At 37.4% G+C, this 26,900-nt stretch carries 22 protein-coding genes; 9 read left to right on the forward strand and 13 right to left on the reverse strand.

Annotated elements, in window-relative coordinates; translation table 11 throughout:
• Nucleotides 1–39: 39 nt before the first annotated feature.
• The 3 genes from EGI31_RS23845 to EGI31_RS23855 are packed head-to-tail and all read right to left on the reverse strand — an operon-like array spanning nucleotide 40 to nucleotide 3,102.
• The gene (locus tag EGI31_RS23845; RefSeq protein WP_255039709.1) at nucleotides 40–1,587 is read right to left on the reverse strand and encodes a S10 family peptidase; all 1,548 of its coding nucleotides are present in this window, start codon (nucleotides 1,585–1,587) and stop codon (nucleotides 40–42) included.
• 3 nt (nucleotides 1,588–1,590) lie between these two features.
• Nucleotides 1,591–2,304: a LytR/AlgR family response regulator transcription factor gene (locus EGI31_RS23850; RefSeq protein ID WP_255039710.1), complete on the reverse strand. Its 714-nt coding sequence runs from the start codon at nucleotides 2,302–2,304 to the stop codon at nucleotides 1,591–1,593.
• A gap of 3 nt (nucleotides 2,305–2,307) precedes the next feature.
• Nucleotides 2,308–3,102, reverse strand: coding sequence for a sensor histidine kinase (locus EGI31_RS23855; protein WP_255039711.1), 795 nt, complete (start codon nucleotides 3,100–3,102; stop codon nucleotides 2,308–2,310).
• A gap of 470 nt (nucleotides 3,103–3,572) precedes the next feature.
• Here EGI31_RS23855 and EGI31_RS23860 point away from each other — a divergent pair, with 470 nt between their 5' ends.
• On the forward strand, nucleotides 3,573–6,077 hold the full coding sequence (locus EGI31_RS23860) for a TonB-dependent receptor (RefSeq protein WP_255039712.1): 2,505 nt from the start codon (nucleotides 3,573–3,575) through the stop codon (nucleotides 6,075–6,077).
• Between the two features lie 356 nt (nucleotides 6,078–6,433).
• On the opposite strand, the gene EGI31_RS23865 is transcribed toward EGI31_RS23860, so the two are convergent.
• The 4 genes from EGI31_RS23865 to EGI31_RS23880 all read right to left on the reverse strand — a co-directional run bounded on the left by EGI31_RS23865 (nucleotide 6,434) and on the right by EGI31_RS23880 (nucleotide 11,110).
• Complete coding sequence (locus EGI31_RS23865; protein WP_255039713.1) at nucleotides 6,434–6,904, reverse strand: gliding motility lipoprotein GldH; 471 nt, start codon at nucleotides 6,902–6,904, stop codon at nucleotides 6,434–6,436.
• On the reverse strand, nucleotides 6,901–8,427 hold the full coding sequence (locus tag EGI31_RS23870) for a PSP1 domain-containing protein (RefSeq protein ID WP_374760710.1): 1,527 nt from the start codon (nucleotides 8,425–8,427) through the stop codon (nucleotides 6,901–6,903). Before EGI31_RS23870 ends, EGI31_RS23865 begins: the two co-directional genes overlap by 4 nt.
• Nucleotides 8,428–8,522: 95 nt before the next feature.
• Nucleotides 8,523–9,809 carry a phosphoribosylamine--glycine ligase gene (gene purD / locus EGI31_RS23875; protein ID WP_255039714.1) on the reverse strand — a complete coding sequence of 429 codons (1,287 nt, stop codon included), beginning with the start codon at nucleotides 9,807–9,809 and terminating at the stop codon, nucleotides 8,523–8,525.
• Nucleotides 9,810–10,066: 257 nt separating this feature from the next.
• Nucleotides 10,067–11,110, reverse strand: a complete 1,044-nt coding sequence (locus EGI31_RS23880; RefSeq protein ID WP_255039715.1) for an NHL repeat-containing protein — start codon at nucleotides 11,108–11,110, stop codon at nucleotides 10,067–10,069.
• A gap of 224 nt (nucleotides 11,111–11,334) precedes the next feature.
• Between EGI31_RS23880 and EGI31_RS23885 the strand changes: the two genes are divergently transcribed.
• On the forward strand, nucleotides 11,335–13,029 hold the full coding sequence (locus EGI31_RS23885; protein ID WP_255039716.1) for a carboxylesterase family protein: 1,695 nt from the start codon (nucleotides 11,335–11,337) through the stop codon (nucleotides 13,027–13,029).
• A gap of 114 nt (nucleotides 13,030–13,143) precedes the next feature.
• Here EGI31_RS23885 and EGI31_RS23890 read toward each other — a convergent pair whose 3' ends face one another.
• The 6 genes from EGI31_RS23890 to EGI31_RS23915 all read right to left on the reverse strand — a co-directional run bounded on the left by EGI31_RS23890 (nucleotide 13,144) and on the right by EGI31_RS23915 (nucleotide 18,391).
• Nucleotides 13,144–14,088, reverse strand: coding sequence for a DUF8428 domain-containing protein (locus EGI31_RS23890; protein WP_255039717.1), 945 nt, complete (start codon nucleotides 14,086–14,088; stop codon nucleotides 13,144–13,146).
• A 102-nt stretch (nucleotides 14,089–14,190) separates the two neighbouring features.
• A complete protein-coding gene (locus tag EGI31_RS25370; RefSeq protein WP_255039718.1) occupies nucleotides 14,191–15,600 on the reverse strand; it encodes a sensor histidine kinase in 1,410 nt (469 codons plus the stop codon).
• 22 nt (nucleotides 15,601–15,622) lie between these two features.
• A complete protein-coding gene (locus EGI31_RS23900) occupies nucleotides 15,623–16,297 on the reverse strand; it encodes a response regulator transcription factor (protein WP_255039719.1) in 675 nt (224 codons plus the stop codon).
• A gap of 42 nt (nucleotides 16,298–16,339) precedes the next feature.
• Nucleotides 16,340–16,975 (reverse strand): DUF2490 domain-containing protein, encoded by a 636-nt coding sequence (locus EGI31_RS23905; RefSeq protein ID WP_255039779.1) that lies wholly within the window; start codon nucleotides 16,973–16,975, stop codon nucleotides 16,340–16,342.
• 188 nt (nucleotides 16,976–17,163) lie between these two features.
• Nucleotides 17,164–17,868, reverse strand: a complete 705-nt coding sequence (locus EGI31_RS23910; protein ID WP_255039720.1) for a tetratricopeptide repeat protein — start codon at nucleotides 17,866–17,868, stop codon at nucleotides 17,164–17,166.
• A gap of 1 nt (nucleotide 17,869) precedes the next feature.
• Nucleotides 17,870–18,391, reverse strand: a complete 522-nt coding sequence (locus EGI31_RS23915) for an RNA polymerase sigma factor (protein ID WP_255039721.1) — start codon at nucleotides 18,389–18,391, stop codon at nucleotides 17,870–17,872.
• A 107-nt stretch (nucleotides 18,392–18,498) separates the two neighbouring features.
• Between EGI31_RS23915 and EGI31_RS23920 the strand changes: the two genes are divergently transcribed.
• The 7 genes from EGI31_RS23920 (at nucleotide 18,499) to EGI31_RS23950 (ending at nucleotide 26,730) form a co-directional block, all read left to right on the forward strand.
• Entirely contained in the window at nucleotides 18,499–18,825 is a 327-nt protein-coding gene (locus EGI31_RS23920) for a LytR/AlgR family response regulator transcription factor (RefSeq protein ID WP_255039722.1), read from the forward strand.
• Between the two features lie 71 nt (nucleotides 18,826–18,896).
• Nucleotides 18,897–20,267 carry an OmpA family protein gene (locus tag EGI31_RS23925; RefSeq protein WP_255039723.1) on the forward strand — a complete coding sequence of 457 codons (1,371 nt, stop codon included), beginning with the start codon at nucleotides 18,897–18,899 and terminating at the stop codon, nucleotides 20,265–20,267.
• Nucleotides 20,268–20,283: 16 nt separating this feature from the next.
• A complete protein-coding gene (locus EGI31_RS23930; protein ID WP_255039724.1) occupies nucleotides 20,284–21,756 on the forward strand; it encodes a hypothetical protein in 1,473 nt (490 codons plus the stop codon).
• A 2-nt stretch (nucleotides 21,757–21,758) separates the two neighbouring features.
• The gene (locus tag EGI31_RS23935) at nucleotides 21,759–22,253 is read left to right on the forward strand and encodes a hypothetical protein (protein WP_255039725.1); all 495 of its coding nucleotides are present in this window, start codon (nucleotides 21,759–21,761) and stop codon (nucleotides 22,251–22,253) included.
• Between the two features lie 18 nt (nucleotides 22,254–22,271).
• Nucleotides 22,272–22,541, forward strand: a complete 270-nt coding sequence (locus EGI31_RS23940; RefSeq protein WP_255039726.1) for a hypothetical protein — start codon at nucleotides 22,272–22,274, stop codon at nucleotides 22,539–22,541.
• A 142-nt stretch (nucleotides 22,542–22,683) separates the two neighbouring features.
• Nucleotides 22,684–23,631 (forward strand): DUF4412 domain-containing protein, encoded by a 948-nt coding sequence (locus tag EGI31_RS23945; RefSeq protein WP_255039727.1) that lies wholly within the window; start codon nucleotides 22,684–22,686, stop codon nucleotides 23,629–23,631.
• Nucleotides 23,632–23,709: 78 nt separating this feature from the next.
• Nucleotides 23,710–26,730, forward strand: a complete 3,021-nt coding sequence (locus EGI31_RS23950; RefSeq protein ID WP_255039728.1) for a CHAT domain-containing protein — start codon at nucleotides 23,710–23,712, stop codon at nucleotides 26,728–26,730.
• Nucleotides 26,731–26,900: the final 170 nt, after the last annotated feature.

The following is a 26,900-nucleotide window of genomic DNA, read 5'->3' on the forward strand; positions in this document are numbered from 1 at the left end:
CACCGAAGCATCGCTTTTAAATTTATAAAAATATCATTATCAATATTTTGCAGCCTTACCAGGTGCAGGTGTACTTTGTTTTATGAATTCTCTGAGGTCTTCGTTGGCTTGTTGTAAATCCTCTCTGCGGAGATACATCATGTGACCAGAACGGTAGCCTTTCCAGCTTAGTCTTTCTTTGGTTTTACCACTTGGATCCATCTGCCACATGTTGTATTTGGCATTAAAATAATCGCAAGCACCATCATAATAACCCGACTGTGTAAGTACATGCAAGTAAGGATTGGCAGCCATAGCAGCTCTCAAATTCTCTCCGAGATTAACATCGTCACGCTCCCATGGATTAACGGGTCCAAACATATTGTATTTTAAATCTGTCTTGAACTTCAATTCTTCACGCAAATACATGTTGATAGGTGGTGTAAATGAATGTAACCACGAACTCAACTCGGCATTGAACTCAGGTTTTTCGCCTCCGTCTTTTGAGTCAATTCCTAAGTATCTGGAATCGAGTCTACCCACAGTATAACCTCTGTCACGAAGCAATTCTTTCCAAAAATAATTGAGTGAAATTTTTAGGTTGTTTTTCATCAAAACATCCTCAGACAAACCTGAGTATTTCGACATTTTAGCAGCTAAGGCTTTCTTTTCGTTTTCTGGCAAATATCCTCCTTTGGCTAAGGCCGGAATCAATTGATTCACCGTAAAATCCTCCACTTCAGGTAAAAAAGCCGTCAAATCTTTACTTTGAAACGATGCCTCCAAGGCTTTATGATACCAGGCCACTGCTGCAAAATACGGCAAACGCAATGCATCGCCCATGGTTTCGTCACGTTTGATACCCAAGTCGGTTGGAGAGACTAAAACTACTCCATTCAGATACATCCAATGGCTGCTTTGTAATTCTAAAGCCATTCCTGATACACGGTTTGTACCATAACTTTCACCTATTAGATATTTCGGGGAAGACCAGCGGTTAGCTCTACTCACAAAGGTATTTAACCATTCCGATAGATACTTAATGTCTGCTTTTACTCCAAAAAAAGTGGACTTCGGTGTTTCCGGATTTATTATTCTTGAAAAACCAGTATTTACGGGATCAATAAAAATAATATCGGCCACATCAAGAATAGAATATGGATTGTCTTTATATCCATACGGTTGAACGGGATAACCTTCGTCATCGATATTCAAAACTTTGGGACCGGTATATGCAATATGCATCCAAACCGAAGCCGAACCAGGGCCTCCATTAAAAGAAAATATTATTGGACGGGTGGCTTTATCTTTTACGTCACTGCGTTCATAGTAAGTATAAAAACATGAAGCAATGATTTTACCGGCGTCATCCCAAACAGGAATAGTTCCAGCAGTGGTTTTGTAAGGCACTTTTTGACCTTTGATGGTTACCTCACCGTTAGTTACTACACCCATGTCAGGATTGAGCACCCTTGAATTAGAAATTTGAGGTTTTTCTTCTGCTTTTGGCGTAGTGGCTGCAGTAGGAGTTGCCTCTGCCTTCTTTTGCTGGGCATTTGCCAGGAATGTTAGTCCCAAACAAATACCTAAAAGTAAATTTCTCTTCATTTTTTATTTGTTATAGTTTATTGCTTCTAGGAGGCTTTCCATGTTACTATCACTCACCGGAATTTCATATTTACCTATCGTAATCCTGTGATTTCTAATAGATTCTATCTTTTCAAGATTAACGATAAAGGATTTCTGAACTCTAAGGAATTTTTTGGATGGCAACTTTTCTTCAATTCCTTTTAATGTTGATTTCGTAAGAATTGGATGCACTGCATTGGTTACATAAATCTTGATATAGTCTTTGAGACCCTCAATGTGTGTGATCTGGTCAAAATTTATTTTTACCAAAGAGTATTCCACGTTAACAAACATGTAAGTTTGCTCCTCATTAGTGACTTCGCTTTTTGACAACCTAAACAATTCTTTTGCCTTCATGGCTGCCTTTGTAAAACGCTCAAAACTAACGGGTTTCATGAGATAATCTACCACCTGAAGGTCGTAACTCTCAACGGCATACTGCTCATATGCTGTTACAAAAATCACCATAGGCTTGGTCACCATACTTTCAAGAAGTTTTGTTCCTGTCATACCCGGCATTTGAATATCTAGAAAGACCAAATCTACCTTTTCATTGGCCAATAGCTCTATGGCCTCAAAGGCGTTTTTACAAGTACCTACAAGCTCGAGAAAAGGAAGTTGCCCTATATTCTCTTCGAGTAGCTTTCTGCCTAAAAGTTCGTCGTCAACGGCAATACATCTTATTTTGGAATTCATATTTTAGGCTTTGTTTTTTAAATCTAATTCTAAATATACTTCAAAAAAACCGTTTTCTTGTTTCATGGCAAGTTTATGAGCATCTGGATAAAGCAAATCAATCCTCCGTGTTACGTTTTTAATTCCGATTCCAGAGTTTGGATCTTTGGTCTCAGTCCTTTCGTTACTCATAAGGTTTTTAACCGAAAACTCGAATTTCTCACCTTCCTTCGCTTTAATAAAGATTTCAATTTTGGGGTCCTTGATAAACCCTACGCCATGCTTAAAGGCATTTTCAACAAATGGAATCAACAACATGGGTTCTATCATCATTGAACCGGGGTTACCTTCAAGCCTAAGGTCAATTTTAACATCTTCGCCAAATCTTACGTTCTGAAGCTTTACGTAGTTTTCGAGATACCCGATTTCCTTTTCAACTAAAACCTGCTTGTTTTCTGACTCATATAGCATGTATCGGATTAAATTCGACAATTCAAGTGTTACACTTTCGGCTTCTTTAGATTTGGTACGGATCAAATACACAATACTATTCAAAACATTGAATATGAAATGTGGACTAATTTGAGAACGTAAAAAGGAAAGTTCTGACTTTAATCTTTCCGCCTGTTCCTCTTGATTCTTTTTCGACTGGCCAATCATAAATATCACAAAACCATAAAGTGTGCTCATGGAAATGATAAATAGAACAGGAAACAGGGTTCGAGAGTCATAAATACGGATGGGGTATTTATCAACCAGATAATCTTTTAGCAAATAAAAGGCAAACAAAAACACCACAAACATTACCAAAAGACTCATAATATAACTGGTAAGCTGGCCCTTGTGCAAAAATTTCCTAATTAGAAATTCAGAATTGAAATAAAAGAAAGGCATTGTAAAAAAGCCTAATGGTAAAGTTAGCATTAACCATTCATAGCGGCTTTTGTCATCGTCCATTATGGAGTTAAGGATGGGTAATACCAACCAAAAAAACCAAAAAATGACATGAAACAATACCCTAAATAGTAAATCGCTCGATATTTTTTTATTTGTGATTTGCACTTTCATAGAATTGTAAGGATGCAATTTCACATTTTTTTTTAAATAAAATTCAAATACAAGACCAAAATTGTATTTGAATAGATTTAAGAATTATTTTCATGGCATATGCACAAAATCATCGATTATTGACCTTTTATCCTCATTTAAGTTTCATTTATCTAATTCTTGGAAACGTCAAACTTTTTGATGTTAGTTTTGTTATCGATTTATTATCAAAAAACTATTACATGACCAAATACTTCACTTCAATTTTATTTTTCATCTGCTCTTTTGCAATTGCTCAGATGCCCACCGCCACACAAGGAGGTGACGGAAAAATAATGGGTACACTCATAGATAGCGTAGCCAAAACACCAGTTGAGTTTGCCACTTTGTCTTTGTACAAAACCACTGATATGGTTAAACCAATAGATGGAACTCTTACCGACGAAAAAGGCAAGTTTACTATCAAGAATGTACCTAATGGCAAGTTTGCTATTAAATTCTCTTCTATAGGATTCAAAGATAAAATTGTATTTTTAGAAGAAATCACCGCTAAAAACAGATCCATCACACTTAAAGATATTTTCATGAGTACCGATGCCAAGTTACTCAATGAAGTTGTGGTAACTGGTCAGGGTGCGGTTATAGAGGAGAAAGTAGACAGACTAGTTTACAATGCCGACAAGGACATTACTGCCAAAGGTGGTGACGCTGCAGATATTCTAAGAAAAGTACCATTGTTGTCTGTCGACCTCGACGGAAATGTTTCTTTGAGAGGTAGCTCAAATATCAGAGTTTTGATTAATAACAAGCCATCAACTATTATGGCGGCAAGTATAGCGGATGCTTTGAAGCAAATTCCTGCTGACCAAATAAAGACTGTTGAGGTAATCACTTCGCCATCGGCTAAATACGATGCGGAGGGTTCATCAGGTATTATCAACATCATCACTAAAAAAAATAATCTGGAGGGCTACAGCCTAAATACAGACATAGGAGGTGGAAACCGAGGAGCAAATTTAGGCCTAAATGGTAGCCTAAGGACTGGTAAATTCGGTATGACCTTGGGAGGCTTTGGAAGAGCGAACTTTAACCCTTCAGAAACCACCTTTGAGCAAATTACAAAAGGCACTGTAAACACTTTTAGAACCAGTCAAAGAGGAAATGCAAAGGATGAAATGGTATTCGGAAGATATACTTTGGGTGCGGATTATGATATTTCGAAAACGAAATCACTTTCTGCTGGAGCGAGATTTGGAACGAGAAGTTTCAATAGAAATCAAGATTTGACCATCGAGCGATTTGAAAATCTTACGCAGTTGAGCAATACCAACCAAAGAATTATCTCTGAAAACCCATCTAACAGTTGGGATTTCAACATCGATTATTTACATGTAATTAAACCTCAAAAAGAACTAAGTATTTCGACACTTTACAGCAGAAGTACAGCAAACTCAGACTTTACTAATACACCGCTTGGCAACGCAGAACTGGAAAGACTGGCCCTTACCAACCGAAATGATAATATAAATCAAGAATACACCGTGCAAGTAGACTACCAAACACCGATCAAAAAGAATCAATTGGTAGAATTTGGCGGAAAAGGAATTTTCAGAGAGGTAAATAGTGACTTTAGCTATTTGGTGGGTGGAAATCTTATAAACGACCCGAAAAGACCAAACGGGTCATTAGACTATAATCAAAATATCGGTGCGGCTTATTTGGCATACACATATACTTCAAAAAGCAAATACACTTTTAAGGCTGGTACAAGATACGAGATCACTGATATTTTTGCCACTCAAAATAACAGCACGGAAATAGACATAGAACCATATAATATTTTGGTACCCAATGTAAATATCTCTAAAACATTTGGCGGAAAATATACTGTTAAAACAGGCTACAATAGAAGAATTCAACGCCCTGGTTTACAACAATTAAACCCCAACGTAAACCTAGTAAATCCTCAAAATATTCAGCAAGGAAATCCTGAACTAAGACCTGAATTGACCGACAATATAGAAGCCAGTGTTAGTGCAAGTATCAAAAAGATTTACCTAAACATGTCGGTCTTCACGAGATTAACCGGTAACGCCATTACTCAAGTTGCTACACCATCTGGCACTGAAGATGGAGTGGTAATTACTACTTTTCAAAATATTGGAAATGACAAAGCATATGGCGTAAACTTCTCGGGTAACCTAAGTCTTACCTCAAAATGGATGATTAACGCAGGTATAGAATCGTTTTACAACTATATTACCGGTCAAACTACTTCGGCCGCAGGGGTATCTATTCCAGTTGCGAACGAAGGATGGAACCACAACGGACGTTTGATGAGCTTCATAACCCTCAAAAAAGGCTGGCAGGTTCAAGCCTTTAGTTTCGTAAGAGGCAGCAGAGTTTTGCCAATGGGTCGTCAAGGTGGATTTGGTTTTTATTCGCTTGGTGCTAGAAAAGAATTCAAGAATAAAAAAGGAAGTATAGGTCTATCTACCCAGAACTTCCTTCAAAATGCAATGAAAATAAGAACTACCATGGAGTCTCCGCTATTTACGCAAAATAGTGTAAACTACATGTTTAATAGAGGTATTAGCCTGAATCTCTCTTACAAACTGGGTAAGATGGGTGCCGATGCTATGATGCCAAAGAAGAGAGCAAAAGGTGTTAAAAACGACGACGTGAAAGATGGTGGAGGTGAAACTACTGGTCAACAAGGTGGTGGTGCCCCAGCGGGTCGTAACTAGAAAAGTACTTAATATAGGTTTTAGGTTAATAATAGGAGAACTTGCCAAGCTTTTGGCAAGTTTCTTTTTTTTGAGTGAATTGGGAGGAAATGAAAATTATATAAAACCCAAGGGTTAGAGCTCTACACTCCTATCACATTGCATACTATGCCATTTTCAAATTGATATAAAAATGCCATCATTATTCAAAAGGATATTGGTTATGAACTTTTTATGCCAAGTTGACAAAATTTGGGTGTCAATTTAATACTTAATTAAAGCAGTTTAAAGTTTACCCAAAGGAGAATTTGAAAGTTCTACTGGCCAGAAAACTAAAATTGGATATTCTACACTTAATGCAATTTTGGAAAATTCCACTACTTGCCTAAAACCTCCGCACCGATAGACATCATGCCTTGAAGTGGGTCAGGACGCATGTTATGACCAAGTGTCCATTTATACTTACCTGGCCTTGCAAACTTATATTTTTGTAGCTTTGGAGCTGGTATTCTATTGTCAAAAATATCACCAAGACCATCTCCATAAGGTTTACCGGTCTTTTGATTGAAGAGTATCACTTCGTCCATAGAGGTTACTAACACTTTACCTTTCTGGTCTGTCAAGGTTTGGTTGAGGTACAAATTATAATAAGGATACGAAATGGTGTTTCTTACCAAATAATTAAAATCGTATGTTTTCTGAATATCCTTTACCTCAAACTCAAAGGTCTGTTTCTTGGCAATAAACCACTCAGAGTCTTTAAACTCTCTGATTTCCTTCAAATCAGAACTTCCTTTGCAGGCCAAAATAAGGCTAAATAATGCCAATATCGCTATTTTACCTCTCATAACTCTGGTTTATCTGGTCGGTTATTGTTGTTTCTATATTTCTTTCTTTTCTTGTTTCTGTTTCTGTTCTCTACATTTCCTTCAGCTCCTGTAGGATTTCCTCCTGTTGAGACTTGAGGTGGCGTATTAGACATACCTCCCTCTACCTTTGGCTGTGGCGGTCTTGGAGTATTTGGTCTATTTTGTGGTTGAGGTGAGCGAGGCTGATTTGGCCTTTGTTGTTGTCCCAGTGGGTTAGCTGGCTTAACCACGTTTGCTTCATTTCTCGCATTCGGATTGTTGTTCGGCTGATTTGACCTTACTTGCTGCTGTTGCGACTGAGGGTTATTAGGCCTTGCACCGCCATTTCCTTCTGGGCGAGGATTAGGATTATTCGGTCTTTTAGGACCTGATTTCTTCTTATTTTGATGATATTTTTTATCCAAACGCTCGAGATCATTGTTGATACTAGTAGGTTTGGCTGACACAAACTCCGAAATCTCTACCAAATTTTCCAAACCAACTGGCTTTTTACCAGCTGCATTCATTTTCTGAATTTCGGCAACTTGAGCACAAGTTATTGGATACCAATTGGTTTCGTTGGGATAACTAAACCACATGATTCTTCTGAAAATATCCGTTTTCTGTAGGGTTGCATCACCTTTTTCCGTTTTTAGAGATCTATCCACCACTGGAATATCTCTAATAGCATCAATGTAGGTCTCCAATTCGTAGTTCAAACAACACTTCAGCCTTCCACACTGGCCAGAAAGTTTGGCAGGATTCAAAGACAAATTCTGATATCTTGCGGCCGCCGTTGGTATCGTTTTAAAGTCAGAAAGCCAAGTAGAACAACACAGTTCTCTTCCGCATGAACCTATGCCACCCAGTCTTCCAGCCTCTTGACGAAGGCTGATTTGACGCATTTCTATACGCACTTTAAACTCACCCGCCAACATTTTTATAAGCTCCCTGAAGTCCACACGGTCATCTGCTGAGTAAAAAAAAGTGGCTTTGGAATTATCCGACTGAAACTCTACCTCTGAGAGTTTGAGGTTGAGCTTAAGTTCTTTACAGATTTCTCTAGTACGGTACATGGTTGGCAAGTCTCTGTTGATGGCTTGCGTATGTTTTTCAAGGTCTTTTTCAGTAGCCAAACGGTGAATAACAGCCAAGTCATCAGACTCTTTGATCCCTTTTTTGATCATCTGCAAACGTACCAGCTCACCTTGTAATGACACCGAACCAATGTGATAACCTGTAGGCATTTCGCACACTACGAAATCACCCGTGTATAAATCCAGATTGTTTTTGTTTTTGAAATACTCTTTCCTCCCACCCTTAAACTTGATTTCTACGATACCAAATCTGCTGCTCTTGGTCGTTTCCATGTTAGAGAGCCAATCGAAAGAATTCATTTTGTTACAACCACCTGTTGAGCAGCCTCCTGAACTACAACCTGCCGTAGTTTTGTGATTGGATTTTTCTTCTGCTACGTTTTTAATATTGCCACATCCACCGGATGAGCATTGTCCACACGCCATAAGAATATATATTTTTAACCGATTGAAGGGCTTTTTTATGCCTAAAATCAATGCGGAACGATTTTCTAATTATTTTCTAAAAACAAAACTAACCATTAATCCAAATATTTCATTAAATCCAAGCCAATATCTTTCCTGAAATACTTCTTCTTAAACTTGACTTTTTTGGCCATTTTTTGTGATTTCTTGACCGCCGCGGTCATTGTTCTGCCCAATCCAGTGAGAGCAATAACCCTTCCGCCATTGGTCACCACTCCGGCCTCGGTAGTTTTTGTACCTGCATGAAAAACCACCGTATCTTTGTCTGCCTCAGGAATTTCCATCAAATCGCCTTTTTTGTATTCCTCAGGATATCCGCCCGCCACGACCATGGTCGTAACTGCTGATTTCGGATTAATGGTCAATTTGATTTTGTCTAATTTACCATCTGCAGCAGCAACCATTAATTTAACAAAATCGGTTTTTATTCTTGGCAAAACCACCTCGGTTTCGGGGTCACCCATGCGGGCGTTGTACTCTATTACCATCGGGTTGCCCTCGTCGTTCATAAGGCCTATAAAAATGAAGCCCACGTAGTGAATTCCCTCGGCTTGAAGACCAGCCAATGTTGGTTTTACTACCAAATCTTCCACTTTTTGCATAAAAGAGGTATCGGCAAACGGCACAGGAGAAACAGCTCCCATTCCACCAGTGTTGAGGCCAGTATCGCCCTCACCTATTCTTTTATAGTCTTTGGCTTCTGGCAAAATCACATAGTTTTTACCATCAGAAAGTACGAAAACCGAAAGCTCTATTCCTTTCAAAAATTGCTCTACAAGAACTTTATCTCCTGCTTCTCCGAATTTTCCTTCGGTTAGCATTTCCTTTAAACTCGCCTTGGCTTCTTCTTTGCTTTCAGTGATAATCACACCCTTTCCAGCGGCTAAACCATCGGCTTTTAATACATAAGGACCCGCTTGTTTGTCGAGATAAGCCAATCCGCTATCTAGAGTTTCTCGTGTAAAAGTTTCAGAAAATGCGGTAGGTACACCATGTTTTTGCATGAAGGCCTTAGAGAAATCCTTGCTGCCTTCAAGCCTAGCTCCAGAAGCATCTGGGCCTACTATTTTTACCTTTTTAAGTTGTCTATCGGCCTTGAAAAAATCTACGATTCCTTTCACCAAAGGATCTTCTGGCCCAACAATTACCAAACCTATACTTTCAGCGAGTACCAGTTTTTTTATCCCTTCAAAATCATCTACTTTGATATCTACATTGGTGGCGATTTGGCCTGTACCGGCATTGCCAGGAGCTACAAAAAGTTTGTCGCATTTTTTGCTTTGAGCCATTTTCCATGCAAATGCATGCTCTCTACCACCCGAACCTATTATAAGAATATTCATTTTCTGTATTTAAAAATACAAAAATAGGTATTGAAGGGGTGGGAACAAAATGAGAAGGTTTTTTCGGTCAAAACAAAGCATTCAAATCAATATCTTTGATTATGAAAAAAGTATTGCCCAGAATCCAATTTCAATATAAATGGAACGCAGATGACACGGATACAAGCAACGCTGATTTTCACAGATTTTAATTTAAATGCCGATAATTTGCTTATCCGTACTCAATAAACCATAGTCCTGATATTAGTAAATTTCCTCTACACCCGTTCTAGCTTAACCGGATAAGTCTTTTTGGATGCCCATTGTGGTATGTAGATGCTTCCATCGCCATCTATACAGACGTCGTGTGGATGCATAAACACCTTGGCGGGGTCTGATTTTCTTTGTTCTTGAAGTAGACCATTCTGGTAAATAGGTTCGGAGGCTCCAGGTGAGGAAACTACCTTGTCGTTTTTATCGAGAATTTGAATATAACCTGAGTTGGGATATTCTTCTGAGGTAGAACGATACACTGCACCATAGAGATTTTCGCCTTTTAGCACTGGGCGACAAATAAATGAACCAGGCAAATGGATGGTCGATATGTATTTACCCTCAAGCGTGAAACGCTTCCAGCAGGTTTGTTGTCTTGATGTGATAATCAAAGTTGGCTTTGAAGGATTTCTCGTATCAACAACCACACCGTGGTTACATTTAAATTGACCCTCCTCTGAGCCATTTCCGCCCCAATGCCTAATATATTTACCTTTTGAATCATACTGTATTACAAAGTTTTTGCCATAGCCATCCACCACATAAATATCTCCATTAGCGGGATTTACGGCTGTTTCGGTTGGTACAAACTGACTTGGATATTGATATTCACCCGTTTCTTTGGGATAGTCTATTTTAAAAATTTCTTTGCCCTTCAAATCAGTTTTTATGACCTGATTGCGGCTGTTGTCACAAATCAAAAGATATTGTTTTTCGCCTTCGTTGAATATGGTGAGGCCATGAGCTCCGGGATAGGAGTTTCCCCAAGTCTCGAGCAATTTCCCTGATTTATCGTAAATAAGGATATTGTTCTTGGTTTCGTTCGTACACATTATGAGCCTACCAGTTGCATCTTCTACCATTTCGTGGCAGTCATTTACTGGTGTTTTTTGGGCATCCAGCATCCCCCAACCTACCTTTACCTTGTATTTGTGAGTATTATGGCCGATTATTATTTCATCATTTTTGCCATACGTAAAGCCTGGTAATATTTGTAAAGCAGATGATGCTCCAACGATTCTGAGAAAATTTCTTCGATCTAAATACATCTTGTTATTGTTGAATAGTTTATGCAAAATAATGAATTATATTTTTGGTTGGATTTAATCCTAAGATTTTTCTTAAAAAAACGATAGTTATTAAAAAACTTTATAAAATCAGTTCGTTCTTGTCTTCACAATCATACATTTTGAATGTTTTGATTTGAAATATAAAGAAATATTTAAAAATTTGGCGAATGAAAATTAACTTCCTTTCTTAAACCTTACCCAAAATGAGTCATGTTTTTCCTAAAAAATTGATACTTTCAATTTCTATTTTACTATTTACTTTCCTAAATTCTTTCTCCCAGAAACTCCCTTCGGGCCCGCAAATTCTGACTTTTCACTCGGATGTTGATGACACCGAACAACCCTATGCCTGTTACATTCCAAAAGATTACAGCGAGAAGAAGTCTTACCCATTGGTAGTTATGCTCCATGGAGCTGGTTCTAATCATCGCTTAGCTCTTCGGAGAGTTTTTGGCAAAAGCAATGCCGAAGGTGAAAATGACGTAGAGGCTAGCTTGAAATTTCCGAAATGGAAGGATGTAAATTATGTGGTGATCTCTCCAAATGTTCGTGGCACCATGGGCTACCAAGGTATAGCCGAAAAAGATGTTTGGGATATGATAGCCGATGCGAAAAAACGCTTCAACATAGATGAAAACAGAATGTATCTTACCGGACTATCGATGGGTGGTGGCGGCACCATGTGGGTGGGTCTCACGAGGCCCGATGTTTGGGCGGCTATAGCACCTGTTTGTCCAGCACCACCTTCAGAAACCATCAAATATCTCGATAATGCATACAACATGAATGTTCACTTTTTCCAAGGAGATCAAGACCCTGCTGTAAAAGTTGAAAACACTAGAAAGTGGGTAGAAGATTTTAAAACCGCAGGAGCAAAAGTAACTTACCAAGAATATCCAGGAGTAAAACACGATAGTTGGGTAAATGCCTACAAAGACGAATTTATTTTTACCTGGTTTTCGAAATTCACAAGAAATCCGTTTCCAGACAAAGTGAAATTTACTACGAGTCAGCTGAAATACAACAAAGCTTATTGGCTCGAAATTATTGACAAAAATGTTGGAGAAACAGCCAAAATAGAGGCCAATTTTAAAAATAAGAATATTCTGGACGTAAAAACTGAAAACATCAATGCGTTTTCTGTCAATATTTTAGAACATCCGAATTTTAACACCAAGTCGCAATTAAGTCTTAACATAGACGGGCAAAATCTTTCTGTTTTCGGATTGACCAATGGGCAAATTTTGATAAAAAATGATGGGAAGTGGGCTGTAGGCAAAAGACCTGACAATACGAAAACTAAAAATGCAAATTTGGAAGGTCCAATGACGGAGGCCATTGGTGATAGGCATATTTACGTGTATGGCACGAAGGGAAATCCGACCAAAGAGCAGCTAGACCAAAGACGCAAAATAGCTGAAGAAGCAGCAAATTGGAGTGTGTATAGAGGAGATTTCATGGGTAGGGTGATGGTATTTCCTAGGGTTTTGTCCGACAAAGAAGTAAGACCAAATGACATAGAGAGGTCAAATCTGGTGCTTTTTGGCGAAGCAGAAACCAATGAAATCATCGAAAAATATGCAGCCTACTTGCCTATATCGCTTAAATCTTCTGCCAAAGAAAATGCCAGTTTGAGTTTTATTTTTCCGAATGGCAACAAATACATTTTGATTAACTCGGGACAACCGTTTTGGGAATTGCCCAATGCCGACAATAGTCCTTTTGCTAGGTTGAGATCAGCCGGAAAAGCAAGTATTCTTTCGGGTTATGGTGACTGGGTTTTGTATGACAAAAACATCAACAATGTCATAGGTTATGGTCTTTTTGACAAAAACTGGAGCTTAAACGACAAAGACAAGGGGATTTTGAAAAATTCGGGAATGATAGATTTGAAATAAGAAAAGGGGCCGCAAGGCCCTTTTTTAGCCTCACGCTAAATGAAAATTCCTGCATCGAAAATCGACGCAGGAATCCGATAGAACCCTATAAACCATTATGAATATATTCTTTATTTATTTTACCAAGAAGCTTCCTGTTCCAATTTTGAAGCCTTCTGAGTAAAGTTCAATTGCATATTTACCTGATTTGAAAGCTGCTTCTTTTTTGTAGAACATATCAACTTTCTGGTCGTCATTGGTGTAGGCCACGTTTTGCTTTAAACTGTAACCAATTTCCTGGTTGGCAAAATTCAAAACACCACCTCTCGACATGTCATTCAGCACTGCTCCGTTTGGATCCATTACTCTCAAATACACATCTTTATTGTTTCTTTCAGTAAGTGGGTTAGAAGGTAGAATATACGAAATCTTAAGTTGATCAACCTTGCGGTTTTTCAATTCGCCATCTTTTTCCTTACCTCTTCCTGTCAATCCTACCACTTGTACGTTAACCGCTTTCAAAGCAGAACCCACGTTTACTTTTTTGCGTAAATCCTCATTTTGAGAACTAACCTCGCTTACCTTTGAGTTTAAAGAGTCTTTGGCATAGCTCAATGATTTGTTTTGACTAAGCACTTGCTCCTTCTCTGTCTGAAGAGTTAAATTCTGTGAGTTTAGTAGCCCATTTTCTTCTTTCAACTTTAAGATTTCTTCGTCTTTTTGAGTTAAAAAAGCCTCATATTCAGCTATTTTACCCTCATATTTCTTAGCAGAAAAATTAGCATCTGCCTTGAGTCTTTTCTTATCTTGCTCTAGCTGAGCCTTGATTTTTTCAAGCTCCTCCACACTTCCACCCAAGGCGGTCACCTCGGCAATTTTAGCATCAAGTGATTGAGATATCGAATCCAACTTAACTTTGGTAGTTGAGAGCTCGTCTACTTTGCCAGTTAGAAGTTTTTGTAAGTCGGCGTTTTCGTTTTGTGAACCGTAGTATAGATATCCTAAAAGACCTAAAGCTCCTAAAAGAACAACTAAACCTATTTTAAGTGTATTTGAATTACTCGGTGAATGATTTTCCATTTCCATATTTAAATATTTTAAGTTTCGAATATGCTACAAACTAAACATACCCACCTTAAACCGGTGTTAAATGGAAATTAAATTTACCTTAAAATTCAGCTGTTAGTAAAAAAGGTTTGGAATAGTGACTTGGAAAAGATTGCCATCTTCTTGTGGTAAAACGCTGATTTTACCGTGATGTAGTTCAACAATTTGCTTTACAATGGCTAAACCAACACCATGGCCTGTTTTGCCTCTTGCGGTGGAATCTGATCTATAAAAGGGTTGAAAAATTTGCGTGATCTCGTTTTTGGGAATAGGGACCCCTTCATTTTTTATGCCCACTTTCACCTGATTACGCTTAACCGAAATATTCAACAAAGCAGTCTGGTTGACCGAAAACTTACAGGCATTGTCTATCAAATTTTTGAAAACCACCTTCAAAGCCTCCTCATTGCCATTTACGATGAGGTATTTCTCATCTTCAGGAAAATTCTCGAGATCTATCTCTATGTTCTTATTCGCATTCCATTTTTTGAACTCCGAAACCGCATCAAAAACCACTTCATCCAGCCTGACTTCGGTAAGTGGCAATGCGTTTTCGTCTGAAAATATATTGGCCAATTGTAACAGCGAATGCGTGAGGTGATTGAGTTTAAGGGTATCTTCTCTCAAAGAAAGTATCTGCTCGTGAAACTCCGGAAAATTCTTGTATTTCATTTCCAACAGCTCTATCTGTGTGAAGATTTTCGTCAGGGGATTCTTTAGCTCGTGTGAAATATTGGCCACGAACATTTTCTGAGTGAATACGGCATTTTCTGCCCGATGTAAGAGCTTATTGATTGTTTCGGCCATTTGGCCTATCTCATCGCCAAAATTGGTATGAATGATACGTTTGGAAATATTTTTCGGAAAAATCTGGTCTAACTGCTGAATAATGTCAGATATCGGAGCAAGGGCCTTATTGGCCAGATACCAACCCAAGAATCCTATAAAAAGTAAGGCCACAAAGGACATAATGATAAGGATATTCTTTAAGTCCGCCAAGGCTCCCTCGCCTATTTTGTCAACGGCACTCACCATCACCCAATATTCTCCAGAATTATCCTTGATTCTCAGATAAGCCATCTTATAAGCACCCAAACTTGCGTTTCCTACCGAGCTGGTTGAGTCAATCCTCAACATCAAAAGTCGGTGAAATTCCTCTTTTTTGAAGTTGTTGGAAAACACAAAAAGGTTTCTTTTGATGTCTATGATCGAAATAACCTCTTCGTTGAGGTACTCTCTTTCGGTATTTTCAACAATTTTCTGAATCTCGATATTGTTGGCTTGGAAATCAAAAAAAAGAGACGAGGTCGTTAAAGCTCTGTCTTGTAGTTTTTTGTAGAAGCGTTTTTCGAGATAAAGTTTACTAAAAAAATAAATACTAACCGAAAAAAACATAAAAAGAAAACCCACCAACAGTAAAACCTGCAAGGTAAGCTGCCCTCTTATGTTGAGCTTAAAGTTTAATTTTTCCAATATGGACTTCACCTGATTCTATTTCGATTTCTAGTCAATCCTTTATAACGTAGCCCATACCTATTTGTGTATGAATCAGCTTCTTATCAAAGTCTTTGTCCACTTTTTTTCTAAGAAAATTCACGTAAACTTCTATGACATTCGTACCCGTGTCAAAGGTTACGTCCCAAATTTTCTCGGCAAGTTCGACCTTCGAAATCACACGACCAGGATGACGCATCAACAACTCCAAAAGATTAAATTCCTTGGCCGTCAATAGTATTTCCTTTCCAGCTCGTTTTACCTGTTTGGTATCTTGGTTTAGCTCCAAGTCAGACACTCGCAACACATTAGATGGAGCCGCTATCGACTTATTTCTACGAGTCAAGGCTCGGATTCTGGCCATAAGCTCATTAAACTCAAACGGTTTCCCAAGATAGTCATCTGCTCCTGCGTCTAGTCCAGTGATAATATCGGCAGTAGTGCTCAAGGCAGTCAAGAGCAAAATAGGTGTCTCGAAACCACTTTCACGCAGTTTTCTGCAAAGATTTAGCCCATTTATTTCTGGAAGAATGATATCGGTAATCAATAAATCGTATGTATTTCTTTGTGCCAATGTAAGGCCCATGAGGCCGTCGTATGCGATATCTACCTCAATATTATGTTGTTCCAAACCTTGCTTAATGAGTTGCAAAGTTTTGGCCTCGTCTTCTACTAGTAAAATTTTCATACTCCGATTTTTTTGCTATTTCATCAAAAAACGATGATAAATCTAATTTTTGGCAAAATTTATCTTCTTAAATAAAGTCAAACGAACAATGTCTCTTTGAAAATACGTATCGAACTGAGCTCGCTGTTGATACCATCGCAAATAGCCCAATTCGGCAGAGAATTTTTTAGTAAAACTATGCTCGTAAGCTATATAAATTCTGTTTTGGTCAAAGAAATTCACATTTTTCCCTGAATTTACCATTAATTCATCCGAAAGCTTTAGGTTGGCGTTTTGTTTTTTCCAGAGAAAAAACTGGTATTGTAGCCTCAGACGATAACGCATGTTAAAATTATATCCCTCAAGAAGTTGAACACCGTCATTTTTCCGAATAAATCTCTCGTCAATCCTGACTCTGGTAGAAAAAACAATCTTTTCATTTATTCGCTGTACAGCATTTAATTCCTGAAAAGGACGAATCTCGGGAACAGTAAGTTTAACGGTGGCGTCAGGAAATTGAGGATCTTGCCACGAAAAAGTTTGTCCCCATGCAACGTCTAAATTAGGATTTACCTTAAAATGTAGATGATTGTGCTGAATAGTGTGGTGCTGGGTATTCCCCTCATAAAACCTACGGTTGTCTATTTCAGTAACCAAGAATAATTTTTTATTCAAATTTGTCTGTACCATCGCCCGCATCCAAAACAGATTCTGGTGGGTTACATTCGATTGAGAAACAACTGAAAAAGGTATAAAAAAAGTTAACCAAAAAACTCGTCTGATTTTTTTATTCAAATCCACTAAATAATGCTTGTTTGATAATTTTCGGATCAAAAATAACACAAATAGAGGGTTTTTCGGCGGTATCGATGAAATATTAACAAAACCTAAAGTTCGTCTAAAAGCTTCAAGGCTTGCTCTTTTTGGGGATTATCGCTTATGGACAGTTGTTTCAAAATCTGTTTTGAACTGTCCCTTTTGTTGGTTTTTAGATATGCCAAAGCTAAATACCATTGCCTGTATACCTCTAGTTGAGCATTTGAATTAATAAATTTTTTGTTCTCGAAAAGTGCAATGGTTTTTTCTGGTTTATTGATTTCTAGATAAGAAATTCCCTCATAAAACGTGGCATAATCTTCACTTACCAGTGCTTTGAGTTTTCCAAAAAGTTGGGCTGAAGATTGAAAATCTCCAGAGTCGTAAGCAGCAAAAGCCTTGGTTTTTAAGGTTTCTTCGGATTCTCCACGTACGTTCGGGGCTATAACATTCGGGTAAGTTTGATAGTAGCTCAGATAAAGTTTGGAGGTATCGGATTTACCAAGAAATTGTTGAAAAACCACCCAGCCCCCGATGATAAACACCACCGCAGCTGCGGCGTATTTCCACCAACCATTCTGATGCTTTGGTTTTTCGAAGCTCGCCACCAAGTTCTTGATTTCAGCTCTCTCTTTTGAACGAATGGCCGACTGCACCGATTTTTGAAATTCGAACTCTGCCTTGAATTCATTATCGGTTTCGAGTTTTTCATTAAACTCCACTAACTCCTTTTCAGTCAGTGTTTTCTCGAAATATTTATTGATTAGCTCTTCCATTTCAGTTTTTCGATAACATTTCTTTGAGATGTTTTAGACATCTCGCTTTTTGACTTTTCAGTACGTCTTTTGACTGATAAGGGAGCAGTTCCATTATTTCGTCGAGTTTTTTTTCTTCGTAATAAAACAGTCGCACAATTTTGTAGCATTGGTCTCCCAGTTTTTTCAAACTGTTTTCTAGAAGCCCAATCTGTTGATCACTTTCATCTACTTCAGACCATTCTAGGCCGTCAGGGAGTGTTTCTATTTCAACAAAATCAGTCTTATTTTTTCTCAATTTGCCAAAAATCATGTATTTACCAATAGAGAAAAGATAGGTCTTCAGTTCGGCATTCAATCCATCGAGTTTACCTTTTTCGGCGTTTTCTATCAAAGCCACAAAAGCATCTTGATAGACATCTAGAATGTCTTCTTGAGGTAAATTATACTTCGAGGCAAACATCAAAAATCCACTCCGATACGAAGTATAAATCCGCTCCAGTGTTTTTCCGTCCCGCCTTTTTAAATTCTCTATCTCCGTCACTGTTCTGAGCTTAGTGTTTTTTTTCTTAAAAAGTAAACATACGAAATTTTTTATTTTACGGCAGTTTACTTTTCGTGTTTTTCCACACAAACATTAAAAAAGTGTTCATGAAATATCAATTTAAAAATGTTAGAGGCTTAAAAAGAGCCAAAGTAAAACCCGAGGATGTTATAAAAGTGGAGGCCGACGAAAACTATAGCGTGTTTTATTTTTCAAATGGCAGAAGTATCACATTGGCCAAAACACTTAAGGAATGTGAAGGGATTTTTGAGCCCTATCCTTTTTACCGTACACATCGCTCGTGCATAATTAACCTACACTATTGTCTCGAAATTCAAGAAAAAGAAGTTTTGCTTTTCAATAACCTAAAGGCCAGTATTTCGAGGAGAAGACTTACGGGCCTAAAAAACAGCCTTTTGTATGAAAAAAAATGAACTGAAAAAAAAATTCAAAACCAGAGTTTACTTTTTTCTCAAAATGACACCAATACTAAACATTATATAAAATGAGATTTTACATAACACTGATTTTGTTTTTGGCCGTGCAGAGTCTTTCGGCCCAAATCATAAAACCCAAAGAAGTAGCGAAAAGAAAAGCTACTGACCGTACCAATAATGCAATTGACAGAAGCATTGACAAAGGCCTCGACAAAGTAGAGGAAGGTATCGGGAATATTTTCAAGAAAAAAGAAAAGCCTGAAAAGGAGAGTAATTCGAAAAAATCGGAAGAAAGTGATTCGGAGGAAAATGAGGATGATAAGGCTTCTGAGGGTTCAGAACCTAACGAAAAGAAAGAGATAAAAAAGGAGCAAACCGCACCAGCTCCCAAGGCCAGCATGAAGGCCTATTCGAAGTTTGACTTCGTGCCTGGAGAGAAAGTTTTGGGTTTTGATGACTTTAATGAGACCAGTGTGGGGGACTTTCCTTTGGAATGGAATACGAACTCGTCTGCGGAGATTGTTACCTTCAACGAAAGTCCTGAAAAATGGCTTTTCATGAGTCAGGATGGCTTTTTTCAGCCAGATTTTGTGAAAGATATGCCAGAAAATTTCACCTTGGAATATGATATCTTCACTAGATACCGCAGCAATAACCTACTGAGCTACAATTTCTACATTTATTCGAGCCCAAATCCTAAGGCTGATTTTACAAATACAAATATCAACAATGGATTCTATTTCAATTGGGGTGGCGGAACCGAATTCGCTGGTTTTGAAGTCTATGAAAACAGCGAGGTAATCAACAAGAATGAAAAACTAGTAATAAAAAGTTTGACATGCTCAGGCGACAGTTATGAAGAACCGAGCAAAGTTCATTTCTCTATATGGAGGCAAAAAAGTAGACTGCGTATCTATGTCAACGAAGTCAAAGTTTTGGATATCCCGAAGGCTTTTGACCCAAAACTAAAATACAATGCATTTAAGTTAGGCTCCAGCTATATGAACTACTCGGAACAGGAAAACAAAGACGAGTATATGGTGGCCAATGTTCGATATGCAGTGGGTGCACCAGATACCCGTTCCAAACTCATCACCGAAGGCAAACTAGTGACCAGAGGAATTCTTTTCGATGTCAATTCTGACAAAATTAAGGCTGAGTCTTATGGAGTTTTGAAAGAAATCGGAACGGTGTTGAAAGAAAACCCGACTGTTAAAGTAAAAATCATTGGTCATACGGATTCTGATGGTGATGATGTGAAAAACTTAGAATTATCGAAACTCCGTGCGGCTTCGGTAAAGAATTCTCTTTCAGCGGAGTTTGGAATTGAGGCCAATCGCATGGAAACAGATGGAAAGGGCGAAGCCCTGCCTTCTGAACCTAATACCACGCCGCAAGGAAAGGCTAATAATCGCAGAGTTGAATTTTTGAAATTGTAAAAAAATAATCAAAGTTATGAAAAAAATATATAAAACATTTGTGTTGAGCATTTTGTCTATTTTTTCATTTGGCCAGTCTGTCACTTTAGAGCCTGGGAAAAGTGTGTTTGACAATTTAAGTAGCGGTACTGAAGTAAACTCTTCACCATCAAATCCTTTTAAAATCTATAGTGAGGGTCATTTGACTCCCATTGATTTTTATAATTATTCATTGCTTCATGGGCGAATAAGGACTAGCTATGGAGGTTTACAGTTGTTTGGGAAGAATTACCTTTCACTTCATACTTCTTTTGATACGAACAGTGGACCAAAGTTCTACTTAAATTCCGAAGGGAATGTCTCCATTGCTGATAACGCCACAAATGGCTTTTACAGGTTCAATGTTCTAGCAAACAATGAAAATGTAGCTTTTTTTGGAAATGGAAACCCTTTACAGAATCAAGCTACGCTTTCCTTAAATAACAAGTTCTTCTTGCGATCAAATCCAAATGGTATTTCTATGACCTCCGATGGGTCCTTTCTATTACAATCTGAGTCTGCTGGTTCTCTTTCATTTAGAAATAATGGAGCTAATAGATTTATAATTGATGGAGAAACTGCAAATGTTGGGATTGGAGTTGATAATCCAGCCCACAGGCTTAGTGTTGTAAAAATTAGAAATAATTTGTCTTCTGATACCATTGCTTCTTTTCGATATCTAATTGGTTTACCTGTTACTTACAAACTAAAAATTCTTTTGCAGGATGAGGGCTACCTATATAGTTACAGAACTAGTAATAATTCTGGATTAGGTTTAAAATCCAATAATAGCATTCAAATGGATTTCGAAAATAATTTAAAAATGAATTCTATTTTCGGGACTGTTATTCGTGTTGGAAGTGATCAAAATGTAAGTATTAATCCTTCAATTACGGGGATTGGTGAAGATGGCTTAGCCCAAGCAAAGGCTAATCTTGACGTGAATAACACTATACGCTCCGCTGAACTCGACTTTAATGAGGTCAATATAACCGAACGTCGCCATGTTTTCGCTGATAAAGATGGTATTTTAAGAGTAGAAGGTAGTTCCAATTACTTTGCAAGCTATAATTTTAGTGCAGTTCAAGCCCAAGATTATGATGACCAACTAAGAAAAGGCAGTGGCTATGCCTGGTTTAACACCACGAATGTTGGAGCTACTATGTATTTACCAATAAATTTACCTGATGGTGTTAGGATTACTAATGTTAGAATGTTTTTATTAGACAATTCAGCCTCGAATCTCTCATTTACGCTAAATAAAAATAGCCATGCAACCAATACATTTACCAATATTGCATCTGCTCAAAGTTCTACAAATACGGTAAGCGTTATTAACATCACCGATAATGCTAATGAAACCGTTGACAATCAGAATAATTCATATTATGTAAACATTTCATCATCAGGAAATTGGACCGGAAACACCCTTCAATTCCACAGTTTAGTTATCACTTATCAATATCAATAATCATGAAAACAATCAAAAAACTCTCTTTTCTATTTTTAGTCACATTATCTATCACTTCATGTGGTAAACTCGACATTACACCTGACGATAACGACGACTCAGGAAGTTCTTCTGGCAGTAAAGTATCTGGTAGTATGAAAGGCACACTTGACGGAAAGGCTTGGGAGGCAAAATCAGTAAGTTTTGGGGGGCTTTTTGCCACTATTGACATGGTAGGTAAAATAGACGACAACAATTTCATTTCGTTACAATTCACTGATACCAAACTCGAATTAGGCAAAACTTACCAATTTGACAACAAAAATTTAGAGGCCAATCTATTAGGTGTTATTGTAGGTACAATCGACGGCAAAAATATGCTGTCTAAAAGTGGCACGTTTAAATTTACAAAATACAAGAAAAACAGTGTGATTGAAGGAGAAATGAATGTCATACTAACTAATTTCCTTGACCCAGATAAAGAATTTAAAAATTGTACATTCAGCATGAAATATTAATTATAAATATATCAAACCATGAAAAAACTACTTTTTTGTTTAGCATTTTTTACCACAGTTTCGTGCGGGCCTGCAAAGTTGCTGGATCCGATATCCAACAATTGTGAAAATGTAACCGAAGACTACCTTAAAGCCATTGAGGCTTGGTCTACGGATATTGAGAGCAAAAGTAAATGTGAGGCAGTTAAGAAATCGCTCAATAATGTACTCAAGTCTTGTTCGGTTTACACCGCTGCTCAAAGAAAACTTTACGAAGATCAGCTAAAGGAATTTACCTGTGATAATTGAAATGAAAGAAACCAAATAAATTCATTTTTAGCTCAGGTTGTACAGATTTTGCACTTCTGTCATAAAATAAAATTCTGCCATTTAAATTGGCTTTCAAAGACCAATAAGCTATATTTTGGAATAATAAATTAACGCTCACAAAATGAAGAAATATTTGTTGTTTATCGTGCTTTCGGCTCTTTCTTTTGCTGGATGGAGTCAGGAAAAAGAGACCGAAAAGAAGAAAGAGGAAGATCCCCTAAAAAAAGCTGAAGCCGCTTTTGACAAAGCCTTTGATGGTCTTTTTAAAACCAAAAAAAAGGAAGAAACTACTACAAAAACCGAAACTTCAAAAGAGAAACCAGCGACAAAGGAATCGAAGGAGGAAAAGTCTAGTGGTGGTTTCGGTGGGTTTTCGTTTGGCGGTAAACCTAAGGCTTCATACAGTTTTGTGTCTTCCATGACCATGAAAATGACCATGACTGAGCCTAAGAAAAAAACACAAAACGTCATGCAAAACAAATACTTTTTTGGTGCTGACGATAAGGCCGTAGGGATAAAATTTATTGGATCCAATAACCCGGATATGCAAAAAGCCTCTGGCAATATGGACATGATTGTGATGGACTTGGAGCAAAACAAGATGTTTACTTTTACGAACAATAACGGTACCAAAAACTTGATGGCCATCGGTTTCAAACCTGATAAGCTGGAACAATATGCCACTGAAAAAGATGAGCAAATAAAAATAACCAAAACCTCTCAAACCAAAACCATAGCAGGTTACAAGTGTGACGGTTATAAAGTTGAGGATCAAGATTCTAAAGACGAAGTATTGATGTGGATTAGCCAGAGTCGTGTAGGTGAGTTTGCCAAATTGGGTCAAAAAATGGGTTATGGTTCGGGTGGAATAGCGGGCAAAAGCACTCAGAAAAATTATATGGCATATTACGCTCATCCCGAACTCGCCAAAATGGCCAAAGAAGGCCGGGCAGTTTTGGGTTATAGTGTTAAAGCTGAAAACGGAAATACCGTAGATATGGAGATAGAAGAGGTAAAACTTTCTGATAAAACTACCTTCGATACCTCAACTTATAAATCTTTGTTTTAAATTTAAAACAATTTATACCGATACTTGATTTTTACCTTGGGTAGAAATCAAGTATTTTTTCGTTTTATATTTAAGCCAATGACTAAAAATACACTTTTGTTTTCTTTATTCATTCTACTTTTTATTTTGTCAAGCAGTACGGCGATTTCACAATCCAAAGTGTTTGCAGATGGTTTGAAAAAGATTTATGACTTGGATGATAAATCGGACTATAAAGCAGCAAAAGCCGCCTCTTTATCCCTTAAAAATAACAAATCTATTAGCACTTCAGAGAGAAGTTTTATAGACAACTACATATTGCTTTTTGATTTCAAATTAAGCGATGACGAACTCATCAAAAATGTGGAATTGGGATTAAAAAACCTCTCAGCCATAAAAAATAGAAAACCTCACGAAACCACACTTTTACTGAATTTTTATACCAACAAATACCACTACATTGCCTATTCTGGCGATTGGCCAGGGGCTCTAAATTTTGCTTTGAAGGGCCTAGAAATTAAAGATTTTAATCAAGCATTGCTTGAAACACGAACGGATTATCTATATGACTTGGGCTATCTTTATGACACCAACGATAAGAACTTCGAGGCCATCTCGTACTACAAAACATCCTTGGGACAATACATCAGGCAGTTTGGCGAAGTGAGTACACATACAGCACTGACTTATAATAATTTAGCTTACGCCTACTCTGAAGTCGGAAACGAAAAAAATGCCATAGCATATTATACAAAGGCTGCTAATATTTGGGAAAAAGTACACAAAAACCTATTTGACAAAGATGATTATCTAATCACTGTTTACCAGAACCTTACCTATCAATACCTCAATTACGGCGATTATCAAAAAGCAAAAGAGTCTTCAAGAAAACTCAATACTTTTTATCAGCGAAAATACGGTAAGCCCGAAAATCAAAAATTGAATACCTATTTCAAAGCAAAAAAAAGCTATGTTTTAAATAACATTAGAATATACTTGACCACTAAGGAGGTAAGAAAGGCAGAGGAATTACTGACAAATTTGATAAAAGACCCGAATTTTTCTAACGAAAACCCCAAAGACCTCCAATATTTTCTTCAGTCTTCCGACGAAATATTGGAATATTACATTCAAGAAAAAAATTACAACGAAGCACTTAAGTTGGCCACAAAAACACTCGCCGTAGCAAACAGGTACCAGTCAAAACACCATCAAATGATAGGTTACTCCAGAATTTCTAGAATAAATTACGAATTAAAAGACTATCCAAATGCTCTAAAAAATATAGAACTTGCTCTTAGATATATAGATACAGAAAATTTTAGTTCGTCCAAATTTACACTCAAAAGTACTCGTGCAGAATTGAATTTAATTCAAAAAAAACATGAGGCTGCAGTGGTTGATGTCAAACAGAATTTAGAAGACTTGGTTTTTGAGCTTTCCAAAAAAAGAAAGCCTCTTGAAAAAATAGAATTTAAAGACGTTAAAGATGCTGTTTCCCTAAATTTTATCAAAGTTTTTACAAAAAGTGGAGAGGTATTTTTAAAAAATTACAAAGTAACAAAAAACAAAAAAGACTTAATTCAAGCAGAACAGCTCTATAAAATCGCTTCAAAGTTATTTTTTGAATATTACCAAAAAGGAGAATACAACGAAACTCTGAACCAGTATCATTCTGAAATAATTGAAGGTTTGTTGAGCACCACAACGGAGAAAAAGCTCTCAAAGGCAGACCTCATAGAGTACATTAATACTATCGAAGAAAATTCCTCTCAACATCTTTTTAAAGAATATCTCAAAAAAGCCTACAGGCCTGATAATACCAATTTACGCACGGCCACACAAATAAAAGACCTCGAAGGCGAGCTCAATTACTATAAAAACCTAGTAATCAAAGACAAAGATCTTATCGCCAAAAACAATAAGAAGATTTTGACACTTGAAGCCGAAATCAACAAATTGCTAGAAAGTACTTCCGAAACTTACCGTGCTATCCGAGAAATATCTGTTCTAAATTTTGATGTCAATGAGGTTATTGCAAATATTAAAAATGACGAATCGATTTTAAAATATTATATCGGAAACGAACACGTTTACGTCTTGAATTTGAGTAAGAACAGCCTAGAAATAAAAAAACTTGGTTTGGTGAGTACATTAAAACCACAGATGGAAGCTTTTCTGGCCAAAACCAAAAATATAAATGCTGATTATCAAGCAAACGCCATGGCATTGTGCAGGAATCTGGGATTTAAGTCCTCAACGCCCAAAATCAGCATTATTCCCGAAGGTTTTTTGAGTTATTTACCTTTCGAATCGCTCATAGACCCGAAATCCAAGCAATTTATAGTTTTGAAGCATCAACTTTCGTATCATTATTCTTTATCCATTTGGTTGTTTAACCAGCAGAACAATGTACGTATTTCTAACAAAAAACTAATCGCTTTCTCTCCACAATATAACCAATCAGAGGTAAGTTTGGTTAGGGCTGGTTTTGCGGATTTAAAATTTGCTCGTGAAGAAGCTAACGCTATTGCAAGTCTGTTTGGAGGTGAAAGTGTAAAAAACCAAGAAGCCACCAAAGCAAGGTTTTTGAGTTCGATAGACAAGTATGGAATCTTTCATTTTTCAATGCATTCACAGCTTTTTGAGGATGATTTTAATAAGTCCTGTTTAGTCTTCTCCAACAACGAAAAACTCTTTTTCTCTGAATTATATAGTCTCAATTTTCCCGCTAAAATGGCCGTTTTAAGTGCCTGCGATACTGGAAATGGCATTTTAAAATCTGGGGAAGGTATCATGAGTATTTCTCGTGCACTCACATACGCCGGTGTGCAATCATCTGTTTACAGCCTGTGGCAAGTACCCGACAAAGAAACTGCCGAGATAATCATAAATTTTTACAAAAATCTGAAAGAAGGTCAAGATAAAGACGAGGCTCTGAGCAATGCGAAGAAAACATTCATAAGCAAAAATCCGCTCAAAACTCACCCGTATTTTTGGGCTGGTTTTGTGGTAAATGGCAATATGGAGCCTTTAGAAACCACCAATTATTGGCTTTGGATTCTTCTCGGCTTAATAGGAATTGCCGCCTTATATTGGGTTTCTAAAATTAAAAAATGATGCCCAAGTTTGTGTCATCACAAACTTCACAAAGTCCAAGTTTGTGTTCCCAAAAACTTCAAAAAGCCTAAGTTTGTGTTCCCATAACTTCATGCCCAATGTTTGTGTCCCCAAAAACATAACTCAAAACCATTTTTTGCTCCAAAGACAAAATTTCCTTACTTTTAAAG

The sequence above is a fragment of the Lacihabitans soyangensis genome (genome assembly GCF_024343775.1).
GTDB lineage: Bacteria > Bacteroidota > Bacteroidia > Cytophagales > Spirosomataceae > Leadbetterella > Leadbetterella soyangensis.